The sequence below is a fragment of the Paraburkholderia caballeronis genome, assembly GCF_900104845.1.
GTDB lineage: Bacteria > Pseudomonadota > Gammaproteobacteria > Burkholderiales > Burkholderiaceae > Paraburkholderia > Paraburkholderia caballeronis.
This window is the reverse complement of sequence record NZ_FNSR01000002.1, coordinates 1,095,413-1,116,450: the sequence shown is the minus strand read 5'-3', so window position 1 is coordinate 1,116,450 and position 21,038 is coordinate 1,095,413. Positions and strand designations below refer to the sequence as shown.

Annotated in this window: 13 protein-coding genes; 6 read left to right on the top strand and 7 right to left on the bottom strand. The window is 67.2% G+C overall.

Annotated features, from left to right (window positions below; all coding sequences use genetic code 11):
• Positions 1-292 precede the first annotated feature (292 nt).
• Entirely contained in the window at positions 293-574 is a 282-nt protein-coding gene (locus BLV92_RS21480) for a hypothetical protein (protein ID WP_243844092.1), read from the top strand.
• A 67-nt stretch (positions 575-641) separates the two neighbouring features.
• Here the strand turns inward: BLV92_RS21480 and BLV92_RS21475 are convergent, their stop codons facing one another.
• From BLV92_RS21475 to BLV92_RS21450, 6 genes are all read right to left on the bottom strand, one after another.
• Positions 642-1,844: a winged helix-turn-helix domain-containing protein gene (locus BLV92_RS21475; RefSeq protein ID WP_090551300.1), complete on the bottom strand. Its 1,203-nt coding sequence runs from the start codon at positions 1,842-1,844 to the stop codon at positions 642-644.
• Between the two features lie 73 nt (positions 1,845-1,917).
• Positions 1,918-3,636 (bottom strand): FAD-dependent oxidoreductase, encoded by a 1,719-nt coding sequence (locus tag BLV92_RS21470; protein ID WP_090548548.1) that lies wholly within the window; start codon positions 3,634-3,636, stop codon positions 1,918-1,920.
• An 85-nt stretch (positions 3,637-3,721) separates the two neighbouring features.
• Complete coding sequence (locus BLV92_RS21465; protein ID WP_090548545.1) at positions 3,722-4,711, bottom strand: DedA family protein/thiosulfate sulfurtransferase GlpE; 990 nt, start codon at positions 4,709-4,711, stop codon at positions 3,722-3,724.
• A 268-nt stretch (positions 4,712-4,979) separates the two neighbouring features.
• Positions 4,980-5,225, bottom strand: a complete 246-nt coding sequence (locus BLV92_RS21460) for a hypothetical protein (protein WP_090548542.1) — start codon at positions 5,223-5,225, stop codon at positions 4,980-4,982.
• Between the two features lie 494 nt (positions 5,226-5,719).
• The gene (locus tag BLV92_RS21455; RefSeq protein WP_090548539.1) at positions 5,720-7,345 is read right to left on the bottom strand and encodes a methyl-accepting chemotaxis protein; all 1,626 of its coding nucleotides are present in this window, start codon (positions 7,343-7,345) and stop codon (positions 5,720-5,722) included.
• A gap of 549 nt (positions 7,346-7,894) precedes the next feature.
• The gene (locus BLV92_RS21450; RefSeq protein ID WP_090548537.1) at positions 7,895-9,013 is read right to left on the bottom strand and encodes a porin; all 1,119 of its coding nucleotides are present in this window, start codon (positions 9,011-9,013) and stop codon (positions 7,895-7,897) included.
• A gap of 614 nt (positions 9,014-9,627) precedes the next feature.
• Here BLV92_RS21450 and BLV92_RS21445 point away from each other — a divergent pair.
• The 3 genes from BLV92_RS21445 (at position 9,628) to BLV92_RS21435 (ending at position 13,286) form a co-directional block, all read left to right on the top strand.
• A complete protein-coding gene (locus BLV92_RS21445; RefSeq protein WP_090548535.1) occupies positions 9,628-11,820 on the top strand; it encodes a TonB-dependent receptor in 2,193 nt (730 codons plus the stop codon).
• A 99-nt stretch (positions 11,821-11,919) separates the two neighbouring features.
• On the top strand, positions 11,920-12,603 hold the full coding sequence (locus BLV92_RS21440) for a Fe2+-dependent dioxygenase (protein ID WP_090548532.1): 684 nt from the start codon (positions 11,920-11,922) through the stop codon (positions 12,601-12,603).
• Positions 12,600-13,286 carry a PepSY-associated TM helix domain-containing protein gene (locus BLV92_RS21435; RefSeq protein WP_090548530.1) on the top strand — a complete coding sequence of 229 codons (687 nt, stop codon included), beginning with the start codon at positions 12,600-12,602 and terminating at the stop codon, positions 13,284-13,286. Before BLV92_RS21440 ends, BLV92_RS21435 begins: the two co-directional genes overlap by 4 nt.
• A gap of 34 nt (positions 13,287-13,320) precedes the next feature.
• Here the strand turns inward: BLV92_RS21435 and BLV92_RS21430 are convergent, their stop codons facing one another.
• Positions 13,321-14,268, bottom strand: coding sequence for a LysR family transcriptional regulator (locus tag BLV92_RS21430; RefSeq protein ID WP_090548529.1), 948 nt, complete (start codon positions 14,266-14,268; stop codon positions 13,321-13,323).
• Between the two features lie 131 nt (positions 14,269-14,399).
• Here BLV92_RS21430 and BLV92_RS21425 point away from each other — a divergent pair, with 131 nt between their 5' ends.
• Positions 14,400-15,335: a DMT family transporter gene (locus BLV92_RS21425; RefSeq protein ID WP_090548526.1), complete on the top strand. Its 936-nt coding sequence runs from the start codon at positions 14,400-14,402 to the stop codon at positions 15,333-15,335.
• A 357-nt stretch (positions 15,336-15,692) separates the two neighbouring features.
• A complete protein-coding gene (locus tag BLV92_RS21420; RefSeq protein WP_090548524.1) occupies positions 15,693-21,023 on the top strand; it encodes a YDG domain-containing protein in 5,331 nt (1,776 codons plus the stop codon).
• Positions 21,024-21,038 lie beyond the last annotated feature (15 nt).

Below are 21,038 nucleotides of genomic sequence, written 5' to 3'. Positions count from 1 at the left end.
GGTGAGCGTTTTCGGGAGTGTCCGGACGCGCTTGCATCAGGGCGTCTTCGCCGGGGTGCAGTGTCCGGATGAGAGGCGGGCTTTCACATCGGAGCCTTGTTTTAAAGGGTTTTTTTACTGAGGCGAAGATGCGGCGACCTGATGTCGAGCCCACGTGCGAAGCCGGTCGCAGTTCAAAGGTGAGAAGATCCGGGAGCGCCGCGGCCGGTCGAATGGACGGCCGCACGCGATCGGTATATAACTCCGGGAAAGGTTTTTTTCGCATTCGCGCCACAGGGAGAGACAGTTCATCATGACGAGCGATGGTTCGCAAAAGCCGGAAACCCAACCGCAGGACGACGTGCAACCCCAGGCCCGTCCGGACCTGGAGCACTTGAATGCCGCGTTCACGCACGTGGACGAAGGGCTGCAATCGGGCAACATCGCGGCGGGTGCGGCGAAGGGCATCCTGTACAGCCTGATCGAAACGCTCGGCGCGCTGGTCGGCGATCCGGATCTGCCGGAACACGCCCGTTCCGGCTACGAAGGGCTCCTCGAAGCGGCGCGCGAATTGCGCGTGAAGGTGGATCGCTGAGCGACGGCTAACGGGCACGGCAGGCGGCGCGGTAAAAGTCCGCGCGTCGCCTCGACCGCCCGAGCGTTCAGGCTTCGCGCAGCGCCGCCGCGAGTTCCGGCGGCGCTGCGCCGATCTCCAGTTGCGGCGTGCCGTGCCAGTCCGCGCACCGCTGCAACGCGCGCCGCAGATCGCCGGCGAGCCGTCCGCTGACGCGCACGCCCGGCTCCAGATGCAGCGATTTCAGTTCGAACACCTGCTGCGCGCGATGCGCTTTCGCATCGACGCGTCCGACAAGCCGACCCCGGCTCAGGATCGGCAGCACGAAGTAGCCGTACTTGCGCTTCGCGGCCGGCACATAACATTCGATCGCATAGTCGAAGCCGAACAGCGCGTTCGCGCGCTTGCGGTCCCACACGACCGGATCGAACGGCGACAGCAGTGTTGTCACCGTCGAAACCAGCTTGCCGTTCTCCGCGTCGTCGATCGACGCGGCGAGGTCGCGATGCACGAACGCATCGAGCTTCCAGCCCTCGACGCGCACCGGCCTCAGTTCGCCGGCGTCCGCGAGCGCGTGCAGCGCATCCGTATACGGACGACGCGGCAGCCGGTAATAGTCGGCGACCCAGTCCGCGCGCACGATGCCTAGCGCGCGGCACGTGCGGATCAGCAGTTCCCGTTCGGCGTCCGCGCGCGGCGGCAGATCGCGTGCATCGTTCCAGCCGGGCAGCACCCGTTCGGCGACGTCGTACACGCGCTGAAAGTTGCGCCGCTCCGCCACCATCAGCTCGCCGGTCGTGAACAGCACTTCGAGGTGCCGCTTCTCCGGCTTCCAGTCCCACCAGCCATTGCCCTTGTCGCCGGCCGCGCGCGCAAAGTCGGCCGAACGCACCGGCCCGCTTTCGCGAATCCGCGCGAGCAGCGCGTCGATCTCCTGCTGATGCTTCGCATGCCAGTCGGCCGCGTATTTCCAGCCCATGCCGGCCGGGTCGAGCATCCGGTGGCGCAGCAGCCGGTAGTCGTCGATCGGCACGAAACAAGCTTCGTGCGACCAGTATTCGAACAGCCGGCCTGCCGCGAGATGCTGGTCGAGCCACTGCGGATCGTATGCGCCGACGCGGCTGAACAGCACGAAATACGGGCTGCGCGCGACCACGTGGATCGTGTCGATCTGCAATTGCGCCATGCGCCGGATCGCGTCGAGCACGTCGTCCTTCGTCGCCTTGCGGCGCGGCGGCGCGATCAGCCCCTGCGCGGCGAGATGCAGCGTGCGCGCGGCCGCGATCGGCAGCGTGACGGCGTCCGCACGCGCGCCGCGCGGCGTCGCCGCGGGCGGCGAGCCGGAAGCGAGCGACGTTGCGACGTCACGCACGGGCGGTCGCCGCTTCGCTGGTCATCGCGGCCAGCAGTTGATGGATCTGCGAAACGACCGCCGCGCCTTCGCCGACGGCCGCCGCGACGCGCTTCGTCGAGCCGGCGCGCGCATCGCCGATCGCGTACACGCCTTCGACCGACGTCGCGAGATCGCACGTCGATCCGCCGGGGCCGTTGCCAGTCAGCACGAAGCCGTTCGCGTCGAGCGCGACGCCGCAGCTGCTGAGCCAGTCGGTGTTCGGATTCGCGCCGGTGAACAGGAACAGATGGCGTGCATCGAACTGGCGGGTGCCGTCCGCGCCCGGCGACTTCAGGCGGATCGACGCGAGGCCCGCGTCGTCCTCGTCGAGCGCGCCGATCTCGGCGCGCGGATGCACGCTCACGTTCGGCAGCGACGCGATGCGGTCGATCAGGTAGCGCGACATCGTCGATTCGAAGCCGCTCTTGCGGATCAGCACGTCGATATGGCGCACGTGCGACGACAGATAGACGATCGCCTGGCCCGCCGAATTGCCACCGCCGACCAGCACGACGTTCTCCTGCTTGCACAGCTTCGCTTCGACCGGCGACGCCCAGTAATAGATGCCGCGCCCTTCGAGGCGGTCGAGGCCGGTCAGCGCGGGCCGCCGGTACACCGCGCCGCTCGCGATCACGACCGTATGCGCGCACACGCTGCCGCTGCCCGTTTCGAGCCGGCGTGGATACGCGTCGCAGCGCAGCGACTTCACCTTCACCGGAATCGCGATGTGCGCGCCGAACTTCTGCGCCTGCACGAACGCCCGGCCGGCGAGCGCCTGGCCCGAGATGCCGGTCGGAAAGCCGAGATAGTTTTCGATCCGCGAACTCGCGCCGGCCTGGCCGCCGGGGGCGCGCGCGTCGAGCACGATCACCGACAGGCCTTCCGATGCCGCGTAAACGGCGGTCGCCAGCCCCGCCGGTCCCGCGCCGACCACCGCGACGTCGTACACGCGGCTGCCGTCGAGTTCGGGCAGCAGGCCGAGGCAGGTCGCGAGTTCGGGCGCGGCAGGATGGTGCAGCACCGAGCCGTCCGGACAGATCACGAGCGGCAGGTCTTCGGGCCGCGCGGCGAAGCGGTCGATCACGCAGCGCATGCTTTCGTCGCGTTCGTCGAGCACCGAGTACGGATGCGCGTTGCGCGACAGGAAGCCTTGCAGCGCCAGCAGCGCGGGGTCGTCGTGCCGGCCGACGAGGATCGGGCCGCCCGCGCCTTTTTCGATCAGCGACACGCGGCGCAGGATCAGCGAGCGCACGATCCGCTCGCCGAGTTCGGCTTCCGCGACGATCGCCGCGCGCAGTTGCTCGGGCCGGATCAAGAGCGCGTCGACCGGTTCGAGCGCGACGCCGTCGACGAGCGCGGGTCCGCCGGACAGTTGCCCGACTTCCGCGAGAAACACGCCGCGCCCGTGCACCGCGATCAGCCGTTCGCGCCCGAGTCCGTCGCGCTGGAAAATCTTCACCATGCCGGACAGCAGCACGAACATGCCGGGGCCGGCTTCGCCGGTGCGGAACAGCAGGTCGCCTTCGCGCCAGTGCCCGATTTCGCCGAAGCGGCGCAACCGGTCGATCTCGTCGTCGGCCAGCACCGGGAACATCTGGTGGCGGCGCGTCGCGATCGTCGAGAACGGCGCGTCGGCCGGCGGCGGCTGCGTGTCCGCGTGACGGGTGTCGGCGTCGATGATCGTGTCCATCTGACGGCTCTCCTTGTGCGCGCGGACCGGCGGTCCGCCGCTCATGGCGCGAGTGGCGCGACGGCGGCGCGCGGCGCGGTGCGAACTAGACGGGTTTCGGCGAAACGTCGACCGGGACTTCGGCGGCCGGATGGGCGATGAGCGGTTCGAGCGTGCGGCCCGCGTCGCGCCACGCGTCGATGCCGCCGAGCAGCGGCACGACGTCGGCGAAGCCGGCTTCGGCAAGCTGCTTCGCCATCCACGCGGCCGACACTTCGTTCGGGCACGAGCAGTAGATCACGAGCTTGCGGTCGGGCGGGTATTTCGACACGATCTCGTCGAGCTGCCGTTCGTCCGCGAACAGCGCGCCCGGAATGATGTACGGATCGAGCTTGCGCTTCTCGTGCGAGCGGATGTCGAACACGACCGGCGGCGGCTGGTTCTGCATCGCGCGATGCAGGTCGTCCACGGTGATGCGCGCGTTCGCGAGCTTCTTGAGCAACTGGCGGCGGCGCTGCCAGCGCCACGCCGCATAGAGGAGCAGCAGCACCGCGACGACGACCGCCGTCATGCGGCCGAGGTGGCTTGCGCCGGCCATCAGCATGTCGATCTGCGGCGCGAACAGCACGCCGATCGCGAGGCCGGTGCCGGCCCACAGCGCGGCGCCGATGCCGTCGAAGGTCAGGAACTGCCGGTACGGCGTGCCCATCGCGCCGGCCATCGGCACGGACACGATCGACAGCCCCGGAATGAACTTCGCGACCGCGAGCACGCGCACGCCCCAGCGGCCGAAGAAGCGTTCGGTCTTCTTCACGCAGGTATCGCGCGACAGCGACAGCCTGCACAACGTGTTCAGCGTGTTGCCGCCGTACAGCCGGCCCGCGAGGAACCACACGCTGTCGCCGATCAGCGTCGCGAAGATCGACAGCACGAGCACCGGCGCGACCTGCTGGCCGATCGATCCCGGATGCATCGCGGCCATCGCGCCGAACAGCACGAGCGCGGGCATCGCCGGCACGGGCAGTCCGAGCGATCCGGCCAGCACGTTCGCGAACACCAGCGCAGGCCCATATTGCGCGACGAGGTCATGTAGCATCGGCTTACTTCCGTCGCCGTCGAGGTGGCGGTGAGTGAGAGAGTAACCCAACGATTATGGACGTATTCGCCGGGCGTGCAAGCAGATCGTCGGCGGCGACGCGCGACCGGAAAACCGCGCGGCGCAACCTGCCGACCTGCGTGTGACGACCCCGGCGCAACCCGTTCAGGCCGGAACGAAACCTGACGCGACGACTAACCCTCGCGTCGCGATGCGGGGAACACGCGGACGATGCCGCTCTCGCGCGTCACCGGCTGTGCGATTCGCATCAGCGGCTGTGCGATTCCCCCGGCAGTTCCGCGCCCTGGGCGCGGATGGCCGCGATCAACTCTGCCGGCGTGATTTCGTAACGCACTTCCCGGTGGATGCCTGGCTTGCGCTCGTCGACCTCGATCAGCAGGATGCTCTTGCCATCCGCCGTCGATTCGAGCCGCAGCGAACGCAATTCGCGCCCGGTCGCGTCGTCATGCTCGGTGAGCAGGGTCATGTTTCCAGAAGACCCGGTCGTGCGCATTTGATGTTGTCCTCATGCGTGGTGTGGTCGAGCCATTGTACGGAGTCGGCCGCGCGCCGTCTTTCGATCAGTGAGCGCAGACGCACGCTGGCTGCCGGCGATGGCCGGCAAGCCAGTGTAACGCGAGTCCCGGGTTCTTCGCGCCTTTTTGCGCGCCCAGCAACAGTGCATGCCGCGTCGCCCGGCCGTCATGGGGATGACGCGGCCGTATGTTTGTCGGGCTGCCGGTTCGTTGCCGTGGCACGCTTCGCGCGTCGGTCTTTTTACTGTCGCCATCGGCCACGACGCGCAAAGAAAAACGGCCTGCGCGGACAGGTCCGGCAGACCGCTTAAACGCCGTTGTTACTCGGGTCAGCAGGCCCACATGCAGGTGCTGACGATCGCATCGTGCCGGCGCGGGTCCGCGCTGTCGAGATGGGACTTACGCCGATCTTTCAGACCAATCGGCGCTCGTCTCATTCATCGCGGCGGTACTACGATGCCGTCGTCGCGCGTCACGCCGCGACCGGGTCGGTGCGCCGGCGCGGCGCGGAGGCCGTCGAAGCCCGCGCGACCGTCGGCGTGCCGCCGACACTGAAGAGCCGCACCGCTTCGTCGAGCACGTCCGCCTGGTCCGCGAGCCGCTGGGCGGTCGCGGCGGCCTGCTCGACGAGCGCCGCGTTCTGCTGCGTCGCGCTGTCGAGATGCGACACCGCCTGATTCACCTGGCGGATGCCTTCGGCCTGTTCGCCGCTCGCGTTCGCGACCTCGACGATGATCGACGACACGCGGCTCACCGCTTCGTCGATGTTGCGCATCTGCGCGGTGGTGCGCGCGACCAGTTCGGTGCCTTGCGCGATCTCGGTGACGCTCTCCTCGACGACCTGCTTGATCTCCTTCGCCGATGCCGCGCAGCGTTGCGCGAGCATCCGCACCTCGCCGGCGACCACCGCGAACGAGCGGCCCGCCTCGCCCGCGCGCGCGGCTTCGACCGCCGCGTTCAGCGCGAGGATGTTGGTCTGGAACGCGATGCCGTCGATCACGCCGGTGATGTCCGCGATCCGGCGCGACGCATCGGTGATGCCGACCATCGTCTGCTCGACCTGTCCCGCGATCGAGCCGCCTTCGGCCGCCGCGGCCTGCGCGTCGCGGGCCAGGTCGAGCGCGCGCGTGCTCGCGTCCGCGTTGGCCTGCACGGTGGTCGTCAGTTGCTCCATCGTCGCGGCGGTTTCTTCGAGCGACGCCGCCTGCAACTCGGTGCGCCGCGCGAGGTCGACGTTGCCGCTCGATATCTCGCGTGCGGCGGTCAGCATGCCGTCGATCTGCGAGCGCACGTCGAACACGATCGCGGTGAGGTTCGCCTGCAACTGGTTCAGCGCCTGCAGCACGTCGCCGAGATCGTCGCGGCTCGCGACGGCCATCTGCGCGGTGAGGTCGCCGGCGGCCATCCGCGCCGACACCGCCGAAATCTGATGCAGCGGCGTGCGCAGATGCCCGGCGGTTTGCAGCCACGCGAACGCGCTGCATGCGCTCGCGACCGCGAATGCGATCCAGAACGGCGCGGGCGGCACGCCCTGCCACGACGCGAACGCGGCGACCGCGAGCGCGACCGGGATCGCCGCGTAGCCGATCGCCGCGCGCGTCGCGACCGGGATGCGCAGCAGCGACGCGATCGCGCCGGCGGCACCGGTGCGCACGACTTCGCCGCGGCGTAGCTGGTGGCCGCGCAGACGGCCTTCGCGCAGCTTCGTGTACAGCCCCTCGGCGCTGCGGATCTCGTCGCGCGACGGCTTCACGCGCACGCTCAGATAACCGACCACCTGGCCGCGCTCCGCGACCGGCGTGACGTTCGCGCGGACCCAGTAGTGGTCGCCGTTCTTGCGGCGGTTCTTCACGAGCGCGGTCCATGGGCGGCCCGCGCGTATCGTGTCCCACATGTCCGCGAACGCTTCGCGCGGCATGTCCGGGTGACGGATGATGTTGTGCGGCTCGCCGATCAGTTCTTCCTTCGTGTAGCCGGATACGGAGACGAAAGCGGGATTGCAGTACTGGATGCGGCCTTTCAGGTCGGTCGCCGAGACGAGCATCTGGTCAGCCGGATAGTCGTATTCCTGCTGTGAGACAGGCTGGTTGTTGCGCATGAGGTTCCTTGCAAGGGTGGGCCGTGCGGGCGGCCCGACAATGCCGTCAATTCTTAACGGCATTTCCCCTGGCGACTTTAGGGTTTTGCCGGTAAGGGTATTTCCGGGCATCTGCAAAAAAGCGTTGCGCGTCAAGGCGATGGAGACGAATCAGCCGGACTGTTCACAGGCTTGTCCACCAAAACTGTGGACAACCTCGCGCCGCGCATGGCCTGCCTGCAATGCGTCGCGGCCTTGCGATCCGTTTTGCATCAAGGACATGCGGGGGTTTTCCAGGCGTTGCCCACAGGGCTGTGAACAATTTTTGTGGACAAGATCGCGCCGTCGCTGCCGCTTGCGCGACACGAATTGAGCGCCGCGCGATAACCGTTTTGCATCAACGCGTTGGCCCGGGTCTCCAGCGGTTACCCACAGCGTTCTGAACAGAAGTTGGGGATAACCGGCGCGGTTCGTCGTGCATCGGCTCGCTGCGCATCGCGCCACGTAGATCGGCGCGCCGATGCTCGGTATTACTGATCGAATCCGCTCGCAGCGACAGACGCCGGCGCATCAGAACAGATGCATCATCCCGACGTAAGCGCCGGTCTGCGACTGGCCGGCCATCGGACTCGTGCCCGGGTCCGCATCGCGCGGCGTCGCGAACACCGAGAACGTGCCGTTCGCGCTGTTGCGCACATAGGCGACCGTGCCGTACAGGAACGTGCGGCGGCTCAGGTTGTAGGTCGTGCCGAGCGCGTACAGCATCGCGTGGCTCGACGGATCGTGCGCCACGTCGCCTTCGCCGTCCCCGACCCTGATGTAGAAGCCCGCCGCGGTGACGGCCCAGTTCGCCGTCGCCTGGTAGGTCGCGCCGAGCCAGTAGTGATCGGCGCTGTCGGCGAGGCCGGTCGGCGTATCGGGCGCCGCGTAGTGCGTATAGGCCGCCTGGATCTTGAACTTCTGCACGCGCACGTTCGCGCCGACGAAGTATTCGCGCGATGCGGTGAAGATGTTGCTCAGCCGGCCGCTCGAATCGCGCAGTTCGTCGTAGATGCCGCGCAGGTCGAACAGGTTCGAGTGATAACTGAGCATGATGCCGTTCGAGCGGCCGAACTCGCCGGGCGCGCCCGCGTTGAAGTTGCCCGGCTGGTTGCCGAACGCGTATTGCCCCTGCACGTCGAAACCGTGAAAGACCGGGCTGTGATATTCGACGTTGTTGCTGGTCTGCTGCCAGTTGCGGCCGCGCACGAGCGACGCGGACGACACCGCCTGCTGCACGAACGGATCGAATTCCCATACGCCGTCGCTGTCGATGAACAGGTTGCGGCCGGCCTGCAATTGCCCCCACGTTTCGTCTTTCAGGCCGACGTAGGCGCGCCGCGAGAACAGGCGGCCGCCGCCGGTCGTGCCGTTCATTATCTGCAACGCGGTTTCCAGGTTGAACAGCGCGGAGAGGCCGCCGCCGAGGTCTTCGGCGCCGCGCAGGCCGAGCATGCTGGTGCCCCAGTCGCCGCCTTCGGCGCTCCAGCGGGACGAGCTGCCGCCGTTGCCGTTCGCGATGTGGTTCAGGTATTCGATGCCGCCGTCGAGGCGGCCATACAGCGTGACGCTCGATTGGGCGGAGGCGGCGGCGGGTCCGGCCGCGAGCAACGCGGCGAGAACGGTGTTGCGGGTTTTGCGCAGTTTCATGAGCGGCTCTCGGGTTAAAAGCGATTCATGGTTTCCGCGAAGCTCAGCCACCCGCCGGCACGCTGCGATGCGGCTGCCGGGCCATTATAGGAGCTATGTCGAAACCGGGCGGGGCGAGCCAGAACGCATAACTGGCGGGCTCGCGCCCGATGTGCGCTTCATGCCGACAGATGAAAGCGCGGTGCAGGCATCGGGGCAATCTCCGGAAACTTCGGTATCCGGATGAATGAAGAAGCAGCTATCCACCACGTGGAATGAAACGGATGCCGGATAGTGCCGGCCGTTGCCGTCGCGAAGGAAGTCCGGCAGAAAGCGTCGAAAAGGAGCTTAAAAAGCTTTCTAAATAATTACGTTATTCGATCTATAAATTACAAAATACTTCCATTTAGGTAATTTTCTGAAACAACTCCAGTGTTGTTTAAAAGTTCCATGAGGTTGAAACAAAAAGAAACACATGAAATGATACCGATTCTCATTTACTTCAATAACCCATAGCCAGCCCGGCGTTGTTCGGTTTTTCGAGAGCAGCCGCCCAGCCAGCAAAAGTATCCGGGCCGTTCGCGCGCCGTTTCGCGGGAGCGCGGGCCGGGTCACCTCTGTCGGATTGGATCCACATGCTCAACAAGACGCCGCTCGCAAGCGCGCTAGCGCTGGCTTTTGCCATACCTTTCGCCACCCCGGTCATGGCGCAGACTGCGCCGCAGCCGTCCACGCCGCCGGCCCAGGCCGCGCAATCCGCGCCGGCCGCTGCGGAAAACTCGACGCTGCCGACGATCTCGGTGTCCGGCCAGGCCGCGCAGCAGGATTTCCAGGCGGAGCAGTCGACCGTCGGCGCGAAGACCCCGACCGCGCTGCGTGACATCCCGCAATCGGTCACGGTGATCAACCGCTCGCTGCTGCAATCGCAAGGCGTCACGTCGTTCCAGGACGCGCTGCGCAACGCGCCCGGCATCACGATCGGCGGCGCCGAAGGCGGCCAGATCGGCAACAACATCAACCTGCGCGGCTTCACCGCGCAGAACGACATCTACCTCGACGGCTTCCGCGATCGCAACCAGTATTACCGCGACACGTTCAACCTCGAAGCGATCGAAGTGCTGTACGGCCCGTCGTCGATGCTGTTCGGCCGCGGCTCGACCGGCGGCGTCATCAACCAGGTGTCGAAGAAGGCGAACCTGACGCCGTCCACCGAAGTGTCCGGCACGCTCGGCACCGACGACCGCTATCGCACGACCATCGACGTGAACCGCCCGATCGGCGACCACGCGGCGTTCCGCATCAACGCGTTCGGCCAGTCGATGGGCACCGGCCGCGACGAGATGCGCAACAAGGACTACGGCATCGCGCCGTCGGTGCGCTTCGGCATCGGCACGCCGACCGAGATCACGCTGTCCGCGCTGATCCAGCACAACCGCGACATGCCGGACTACGGCATTCCCGCGCTGAACGGCCATCCGGCGCCGGTGTCGCGCGACACGTTCTACGGGCTGACCGACGACCGCACGATCCAGGACGTGCAGACGCTGTCCGCGCGCATCGAGCACAAGTTCTCCGACGATCTGAAGATCAGCAACCAGACGCAGTTCTCGCACTCGCGCACCGACGCGCGCGAAACGGCGCCGGGCGCGGTGCTGACCGGCCCGCTGTCGACCAGCCCCGCGCTGTCGAACGGCAACTACACGAACCTGCCGCTCTCCGATCTGTACGTGCGTCTCGCGAGCCACGATCGGGTGATCGACAACAACTCGCTGTACAACGACTCGATGGTCCAGTACCGGTTCAACCTCGGTCCGGTCCGCAACGACGTCATTGCCGGCGTCGAACTCGGCCACGAGACTTACACGAACCAGGCATCGTCGCGCACCAACCTGCCGGTCGTGTCGCTCGTCAATCCGCAGTACACGTCGACGCCCGGCAACGTGATCGAGAACCCCGGCAACCGCGCGGAATCCGGCGCGAACGAATTCGCCGCATACGTGAACGACACGCTGTCGCTCGGCCAGCACTGGAAGCTGATCGGCGGCGCGCGCTGGGATCGCTTCCAGGCGCACATCGACAACACGGTCAGCGCGCCGGCCTATGCGAGCCAGACCAACTACTTCACCAGCGTGCGGGCCGGCGCGATCTACCAGCCGACCGACTGGCAGTCGTACTACTTCTCGTACGGCACGTCGTTCGACCCGTCGCTGGAGGCGCTGACCGTCACGAACGCCACGCAGAATCTCTCGCCGGAAAGCACGAAGTCGTACGAAGTCGGCAGCAAGTGGGATCTGTTCGGCGGCAACCTGTCGGTGAACTCGGCGTTCTTCCAGCAGGAAATGGACAACGCGCGCACCCAGGTGTCGTCGACCGAATACGAACTCGAAGGCGACATCCGCGTGCGCGGCTTCCAGACCGGCGTGACCGGCCACATCACGAACAAGTGGCAGGTGTTCGGCGCGTACACGTACATGGACGGCACGATCCTGAAGGCGCTCGACGGCACCCAGGGCAAGACGCCGGCGAACACGCCGCGCAACACGCTGACGCTGTGGACCACGTATGCGTTCACGCCGCACTGGGAAGTCGGCGGCGGCCCGACGTACATGTCGTCGCGTTATGCCGCGCCGAACAACTACGTGCAGGTCGGCGGCTACACGCGCTGGGATGCGACGGCCGCGTATCACGAGAAAAAGTGGGACGTGCGCCTGAACCTGCTGAACCTGACCAACAAGTTCTACTACGACTCGCTGATCCAGTCGGACGGCGGTCGTTCGGTGCCGGGCATCGGCCGCACGTTCCTCGCGACGTTCGACTACCGGCTGTAAGCGCCGGCGCCGCGCGGCGCGCGCGGCGGGCGGCGCGTCCCGTACCATGCGGGATTCGCGCGCTCGCCGGGCGCGCCGCACGGCAACAAGGAAACGACGATGCTTTTACAGATCCCGAACGTATTGACGCCCGAGCAGGTGACGGCGGTGCGGCAGCGGCTCGACAACGCTGGCGACGCCTGGGTGGACGGCCGCGCGACGGCCGGCTACCAGGGCGCGCCGGTCAAGCACAACCAGCAGATCGCCGAGCACACGCCGATTGCGCGCGAACTCGGCGACGTCGTGCTGGCGGCGCTCGAACGCAATCCGCTTTTCATCAGCGCGGCGCTGCCGAATCAGGTGTATCCGCCGCTCTTCAACCGTTACTCGGGCGGCATGACGTTCGGCAGCCACGTCGACGGCGCGGTGCGCGTGCTGCCGAACGGCGTGAAGCTGCGCACCGACGTGTCCGCGACGCTGTTCCTGTCCGATCCGTCCGAATACGACGGCGGCGAACTCGTGATCGAGGACACCTACGGCGTGCAGCAGGTGAAGCTGCCGGCCGGCGACATGGTCGTTTATCCGGCGACCAGCCTGCATCAGGTGACGCCCATCACGCGCGGCATGCGCGTCGGCTGCTTCTTCTGGGTGCAGAGCCTCGTGCGCAACGACACGCAGCGCGCGCTGCTGTTCGACATGGACACCGCGATCCAGCGGCTGAACGCAAGCGGCGCGGACGATCAGGCGCGCCGCAGCCTCGTCGGCTGCTATCACAATCTTTTGCGTATCTGGAGTGAGACGTGAGCGTCCCCGACACCCTCGACGCCGCCGCCGATGCGGCATGGCGCGACGAACGCGCGAAGCGTTCGCGCCGCGCGACCTTCATCAAGTGGCTGCGCAAGGTGCACGGCTGGGTCGGCCTGTGGGGCGCCGCGCTCGGCCTGCTGTTCGGCGTGACCGGCTTCGTGATGAACCATCGCGGCGAGCCGCTGCGCATCTCGACCGGCGCGCCGCAGGTGACGACCGTGCAGCTGAAGGTGCCGGACCCGGCGCCGGACACGCCGCGCGACCTCGCGAAGTGGCTGCGCTCGCAGAAGGAACTGCGTCTGCCCGAGAAGATGGGCCGCGTGCAGAAGGAGCCGGAGCGGCCGGTTGCCTGGGGCGACCGCGAGACCACGCAGCCCGAGCACTGGCAACTGACGTTCGCCGCGCCGAACGAAAGCGTGAGCGCCGAGTACTGGGTCGGCAACGACTACGTGACGCTCAAGCGCAACAACAACTCGTTCATGGCGACGCTGACGAACCTGCATAAAGGCGTCGGCATGAGCATCGGCTGGGTGCTGCTCGTCGATACGCTCGCGGGCGCGCTGATCCTGCTGTCGCTGACCGGCGTGCTGCTGTGGACCGAGCTGAACAAGCGCAAGACGGTCGGCGCGGTGCTCGTGATCGGGTCGATCGTCGCGGCGGTTTGCCTGGGGCTCGCGTAGGCACGCGCTTCGCGATCGTGAACGGGTGGCCGCGTCAGCGCGCGGCCTTTGCGTCTTGCGCGGTTTTTACGTCGCCGAGGCGGCGCGCGAGATAGTCGATCAGCACGCGCACCTTCGGCGGCAGGAAACGGTTCGGCGGATACAGCAGCCACACCGGCCCCATGTACGCGCGCGCTTCGAACGTCCAGTCCGCGAGCACCTGAACCAGTTCGCCGCGCTTTAACGCATCGGTGGCCGCGAAGTCGGGCAGGCTCGCGATCCCCCAGTCCTGCAACGCCGCTTCGAGCCGCGCGCCCGCGTGATTGGCGGCGTAGCGGCCTTTCACCTCGACCGTTTGGGTCTGCGCGCCGCGCATCAGACGCCAGCGGTTGTCGTCGGCGGTTTCCCCGAGATAGAGGCAGTCGTGCTGCGCGAGATCGCGCGGCGCGCCCGGCGTGCCGCGCGCGTGCAGATACGCGGGCGACGCGCACAGCAGCCAGCGCACCGAACCGAGCTGCCGGCCCGCGAGGCCGGGCGGCGGCGTGCGCGTCGGCCGGATCACGACGTCGATGCCGTCGCGCAGCGGATCGACGTCGCGGTCGGTGAACATCAGTTGCACGTCCACGTCGGTGTATTCGCGCAGGAAATCCGGGATCAGCGGATGGATCACCGTCTTCGCATACGCGGTCGGCGCGCCAAGACTCACGCGTCCCTGCGGCTTGCCCGCCAGTTGCCCCGCCGCGTCGACCGCTTCCGCCGCCGCGCCGACCATGTCCCGGCAGTAGCGATAGACCTCCGCACCCGATTCGGTCACGCGGACCTGGCGCGTCGAGCGTTCGAGCAGACGCGTGCCGAGCGCTTCTTCGAGCCGCTTGATCTGCCGGCTGACCGTCGATGGCGTGCTGCCTAGCTGGCGCGCGGCGAGCGAGAAATTGCCCGCGTCGACGACGCGCGCGAACGTCGCCATGTCGGGCAGCAGCGCGAAGAGTTCGGTGGGATTCATCGTGGGCGCATCGTGGGTGTTTTCGCGGCCGATCTGTGCATTCGCGACATCGAAGCTGTGCGCGTGGACCCGATTATCGCGGCACGCGCAACACCGGACAATAGCCGCATTCCCGATCGAAGAGGTGTGCAATGTCGAAAAAACAGGCGCAGTTGCTGCGCGCGTCCGATCTGCTGCTGCTCGCGGTGGCGCTGGTGTGGGGGACGAGTTACGGCGTCGTCAAGCACGCGCTCGCGTTTTATCCGGTGCTCGGGCTGCTGGCGCTGCGCTTCGGCCTGACGTTCGTGCTGCTGTCGCCGTCGCTGCGCGCGCTGCGCGACGCGCGGCGGCGCTCGCTGGCCGGCGTGTTCGGCGCGGGTGTGCTGCTGTTCGGCATTTTCGTCTGCGAGACGTTCGGCGTGATGCTCACGCAGGCGTCGAACGCCGCGTTCCTGATCAGCCTGTGCGTCGTGCTGACGCCGCTCGTCGAATGGGCGGTGTTGCAGCGGCGGCCGACGCGCGTCGAGTGGGGCGCGGTCGCGCTGTCGCTCGCGGGCGCGTGGCTGCTGAGCGGCGGCGCGTTCGTGCCGAACCGCGGCGACGCGCTGGTGCTGCTCGCCGCGCTGCTGCGCGCGCTGAACGTGTGCGTGACGAAACGCGTGATGCGCGATCCCGCGTTGAAGCCGCTGGCGGTGACCGCCGTGCAGGCGGGCGTCGTGTCGTTCGGCAGCGTGGCCGTCGCGTTGCTGTTCGCGCCCGCGCAGTGGCAACCGCTGCCGTCGTTCGGCGCGCATGGGGCGTTCTGGGCGAGCGTGCTGTATCTCGTGATCGCCTGCACGCTGTTCGCGTTCTTCGTGCAGAACTACGCGGTGAGCCGCAGCAGCGCGACGCGCGTCGCGCTGCTGATGGGCAGCGAGCCGGCATTCGGCGCGCTGTTCGCGTGCGTGTGGCTGGGCGAGCGTCTGCCGGTGTCCGCATGGCTCGGCGGCGCGCTGATCGTCGTTGCATCGCTGCTCGCGACGGTGCGGTGGAGCCGGGCCGCGTCGGGCGACACGGCAGGCGGCGCGGCGCCGGCGCTCGAAGGTTGAATGGGGCGATGGAATAACCGCGAAGGGGATTTTCCGGGTCTTATTCGGCGCGAACGGCGCGAAGTTGCTTCCGCAATTAATTGCTCCCGATCAATGTCGTTTTTTTGAGCATTTTCCGCACGCTGCTGGTTTATTCGATGCCGATTTTCCGTCGCCGACGTTTCGCGCGAAGGCCCGGAAAACGGCGTCCCGGCGGCAAATTCCTTCGATGAATAAGCACTCGCTTAATAAGACCGCGCTATTGCTCGTTTGCGCAAACGTTTTCGACGGTTATTTGTAAATTAATTAAAGGTTTTGGGGTTGCTCACCGTTAGCGGAGTCAGGGAATTGACATAAAAACGTCGGGGCAAAATACGAATGAACCACGCATACAGACTGGTGTGGAACCAGGTCTTCAGCAGTTGGGTAGCGGTTCCCGAGACCGCGCGGGGGAGAACGAAGGGGACGGGGCGCAAGCTGGCGGTCGCGGCGTTGTCGCTGTCCGCGGTCGCGGCGCATGCGGCGCCGACCGGCGGCCAGGTGGTGTCCGGCAGCGCGCAGATCAGCAGTGCGGGCCATACGACGACGATCACGCAGTCGAGCCAGAACGTGTCGTTGAACTGGAGCAGCTTCAACGTCGGCTCGCAGGAAACGGTGAACTTCCGGCAGCCGTCGGCATCGGCGATCGCGGTCAACCGCATCTTCGACACGAGCGGCACGCGCATCCTCGGGCATCTGAACGCCAACGGCCAGGTGTACCTGATCAACCCGAACGGCATCCTGTTCGGCAAGGGCGCGCAGGTCAACGTCGGCGGCCTCGTGGCCTCGACGCTGGACGTCGACGACGCGAGCCTCGCGGGCGGCCGCCGGTCGTTCAGCGGCAACGGCACCGGCAGCGTGGTCAACCAGGGCGTCATCACGGCGGCGGACGGCGGCTACGTCGCGCTGCTCGGCAATCACGTCGGCAACGAAGGGACGATCGTCGCGCGGCTCGGCACCGTGGGCCTCGGCGCGGGCAGCGCGATCACGCTGAATTTCGACGGCAGCAGCCTCGTCGGCATGCAGGTGGATCGCAGCACGCTGGACAATCTCGCGGCGAACGGCGGCCTGATCCAGGCGGACGGCGGCACGGTCGTGATGACGGCCGGCGCGAAGGACGCGCTGCTCGCGAGCGTGGTGAACAACACGGGCGTCGTCGAGGCGCGCACGGTCGAGGACCACGACGGCTCGATCACGCTGCTCGGCGGCATGACGGCGGGGACGGTGAACGTCGGCGGCACGCTGGACGCGAGCGCGCCCACGGGCGGCAACGGCGGCGCGATCGAGTCCAGCGCGGCGTCGGTCAAGGTGGCGGCCGGCGCGCGCGTGACGACGCACGCGGCGGACGGCGTGACCGGCTCGTGGCTGATCGATCCGACCGACTTCACGGTGGCCGCGAGCGGCGGCGACATGACGGGCGCGGCGCTCGGCGCGGCGCTCGAAAACAACAACTTCCAGGTGCAGAGCACGGCCGGCGCGAGCGCCGGCAGCGGCGACATCAACATCAACGACGCCGTGTCGTGGGACGCCGCGACGACGCTGACGTTGAGCGCGCAACGCAACATCACCATCAACCAGAGCATCACGGCGACCAGCGCGAACGGGAAGCTCGCGTTGCAATACGGACTCGGCGCGGTGAGCGCGGGCAACACGGCGACGTACAACGTGAACGCGCCGGTGAACCTGCAGGCCGGGAACAACTTCAGCACGCAGCTGGGCAGCGACGGCGCGGTCGTGCAGTACACGGTGATCACGAGCCTCGGCAGCCAGGGCAGCGTGACCGGCACCGACCTGCAGGGGATCAATGGGAATCTCGCGGGCAACTATGCGCTCGGCGGCGACATCGATGCGAGCAGCACGGCGGGGTGGAACGGCGGGGCGGGGTTCGCGCCGATAGGGAACAACTCCGGCTCCGGGAGTTTTACCGGCAGCTTCGAAGGTTTGGGGCATGTGATCAACGGACTCGCCATCGACGTTTCCGCCACCAATGCCAGTTCTTTGGGCATCGGACTCTTCGGCATGGTGGGCAGTGGCGGAGTGGTTCGCGATGTCGGACTGACCGGTGCGAGCGTTTCCGTTGGCGCGGACAATACGGATATCGATTACGACTACAACTACATTGGCGGCCTCGTCGGCATCAATGAAGGCACGATCGTGAACAGCTATGTGACCGGCAGCGTCACTAGCGCGAACGAGGGAATGATCGGTGGCCTGGTGGGAGAGAATGTCGGCACGATCGTCGGCAGCCATTCGACGGCTAGCGTGGCGGGAGGCACGGCTGACAGCAGCAACGATATTTTCGGCGACGAAATGTATGTCGGCGGTCTCGTGGGGTATAACGGCGGCTCGATCGCTAACAGCTATGCGACGGGCAGTGTCTCCGCCGGCAACAGCCGGACCAACGACTATTACTATTATGCGTACATCGGCGGGCTGGTCGGCGTCAACGAGGGGCCGCTCAGCAACAGTTATGCGACGGGCAGTGTCAGCGCCGATGCTGGCGTCAACGGTGGCGGGAATGTCGGCGGCCTCGCCGGCTATAACGACAGCATCGTCAGCAACAGCTATTCGACTGGAGCGGTCAATGTCGACAGTGTGGACGTTGCCGGCGGCCTGATTGGCGTGAACTACGGAACGGTCAGCAACAGCTATTCGACTGGAGCGGTCAATGGCGGTAGTGCCGGCTCTGTCGGCGGCCTGATCGGCTCGGGTTTCGGAACCGTGACCGGCAGCTTCTGGAACACCGATACTTCGGGGCAGGCTACGTCAGCAGCTGGCGGCGTCGGCCTGACCACGCAGCAGATGCAGACCCAGTCGAGCTACGCCGGCGCGGGCTGGGACTTCGCCAGCACGTGGGTGATGTACGACGGCTACACCAATCCGCTGCTGCGCTCGTTCATGACGACATTGGTCGTTACCGCGAACGACGCGCACAAGACCTACGACGGCATCGGCTACTCGGGCGGCAACGGCGTCACCTATTCGGTCACGCCCAACGCCGACAACCTGCTCGGCACGCTCGGCTACAGCGGCACGTCGCAGGGCGCGACCGACGTCAGCGCCGGCGGCTATACGATCACGGCAGGCGGCCTCTATTCGAACCAGCAGGGTTACATCATCGTCTATCAGGGCGGCACGCTGACGATCGATCCGAAGACGTTGACGGTGACGGCCGGCACGGCGACGAAGACCTACGACGGCACCACGGCCGTCACGTTGACCGGCAGCGCGCTCACGGGCGTGGTGGGCTCGGACGACGTCGCGTTGACCGGCAACTTCGCGTCGGCGAACGCGGGCAACAACATCGGCGTGACGCTGGCGCTGACCGGCGCGAAGGCGGACGACTACACGTTCGCGCAGGGCGCGGATCCGACCGGCAGCATCACGCCGAAGACGCTGACGGTGAGCGGCACGACGGCGGCCGGCAAGGTGTACGACGGCACGACGTCGGCGACGCTGAGCGGCGGTTTGCTGTCGGGCGTGGTGGGCGACGACGCGGTGACGCTGTCGCAGTCGGGCGACTTCGCGACGAAGAACGTGGGCAGCAACATCGGCGTGACGGCGAGCGATACGCTGGCTGGCACGGATGCCGGCAATTACGTGCTGCAACAGCCTGCGCATCTGTCCGGCAACATCACGCCGGCGACGCTGACGGTGGGCGGCACGACGGTCGCGGGCAAGGTGTACGACGGCACGACGTCGGCGACGCTGAACGGCGGCGCGCTGTCGGGCGTGATCGGCGGCGACGCGGTGACGCTGTCGCAGTCGGGCACTTTCGCAACGAAGAACGTCGGCAGCAACATCGGCGTGACGGCGAGCGATACGCTGGCGGGCACGGATGCCGGCAATTACGTGCTGCAACAGCCTGCGCATCTGTCCGGCAACATCACGCCGGCGACGCTGACGGTGAGCGGTGCGACCGTGGCCGACAAGGTCTACGACGGTACGACGTCGGCGACGTTGAGCGGCGGCGCGCTGTCGGGTCTGTTTGGTTCGGATGCGGTGACGCTGTCGCAATCGGGCAGCTTCGCGACGAAGAATGTCGGCAATGGCATCGCGGTGACGACGGCCGACGCCCTATCGGGCGCGGATGCGGGCAACTACGTGCTGCAACAGCCGACCGGCCTCGCAGGCAACATCACCCCAGCGACGCTGACGGTCAGCGGCACGACGGTCGCGGGCAAGGTCTACGACGGCACGACGTCGGCGACGTTGAATGGCGGCGCGCTGTCCGGCGTGATCGGCGGCGACGCCGTGGCGCTGTCGCAATCGGGCAGCTTCGCGACGAAGAACGTGGGCAGCAACATCGGCGTGACGGCGAGCGATACGCTGGCTGGCACGGATGCCGGCAATTACGTGCTGCAACAGCCTGCGCATCTGTCCGGCAACATCACGCCGGCGACGCTGACGGTGAGCGGCACGACGGTCGCGGACAAGGTGTACGACGGCACGACGTCGGCGACGTTGAACGGTGGCTCGCTGTCGGGTCTATTCGGTTCGGACGCCGTGGCGCTGTCTCAATCGGGCACCTTCGCGACGAAGAACGTCGGCACCAACATCGCGGTAACGACGGCCGATGCGCTGTCGGGTGCGGATGCCGGCAACTACGTGCTGCAACAGCCGATCGGCCTCGCAGGCAACATCACCCCGGCGACGCTGACGGTCAGCGGCACGACGGTCGCGGGCAAGGTCTATGACGGCACGACGTCGGCGACGTTGAACGGCGGCGCGCTGTCGGGCGTGATCGGCGGCGACGCCGTGGCGCTGTCTCAATCAGGCACGTTCACGACGAAGAACGTCGGCGCCAACGTCGCGATAACGACGGCCGACGCCCTGTCGGGTGCGGACGCGGGCAACTACGTGCTGCAACAGCCGACCGGCCTCGCAGCCAACATCACCCCGGCGACGCTGACGGTCAGCGGCACGACGGTCGCGGGCAAGGTCTATGACGGCACGACGTCGGCGACGTTGAACGGCGGCGCGCTGTCGGGCGTGATCGGCGGCGACGCGGTGACGCTGTCGCAGTCGGGCAGCTTCGCGACGAAGAACGCCGGCAGCAACATCGGCGTGACGGCGAGCGATACGCTGGCGGGCACGGATGCCGGCAACTACGTGCTGCAACAGCCGACCGGCCTCGCCGCCAGCATCACCCCGGCGACGCTGACCTACACGGCCGCCCCGACGACCCAGACCGTGGGCGCAAGGTCGTTCAACCTGTCCGGCACGGTGACCGGCTTCGTCGGCGGCGACACGCAGGCCGGCGCGACGTCGGGCACGCTGAACTGGACGACGGCTGCGGGGAACCAGCCCGGCAGCTATGCAGTCGACGGCCGCGGCCTGAGCGCGCAGAACTACGTGTTCACGCAGGCCGCGTCCAACGCGACGGCGCTGACGCTGATGCCGGTCGCCGCGCTGCCGCCCGCGCTGACCAACGCGATCGCTCAACTGCTCGTCCCGGTGGGGGCGAACTTCAGCGCCGGTCAGTTCGGCTACGTGCCAGCGCCGACGATCGTGCCGGCGCTGGTAGCCGCCGCTCCGTCCATGACTGTGACGCCGGGGCCGAGTGCGCCGCCGCCGCCCACCGCGACGTTCTCGATCGGCAACAACGGCACGCTGCAAATCCAGAACTTCGGCGTCAATCTGCCGGAGATGGTGGTCGGCCTCCAATAACAACAAGCACAAGCA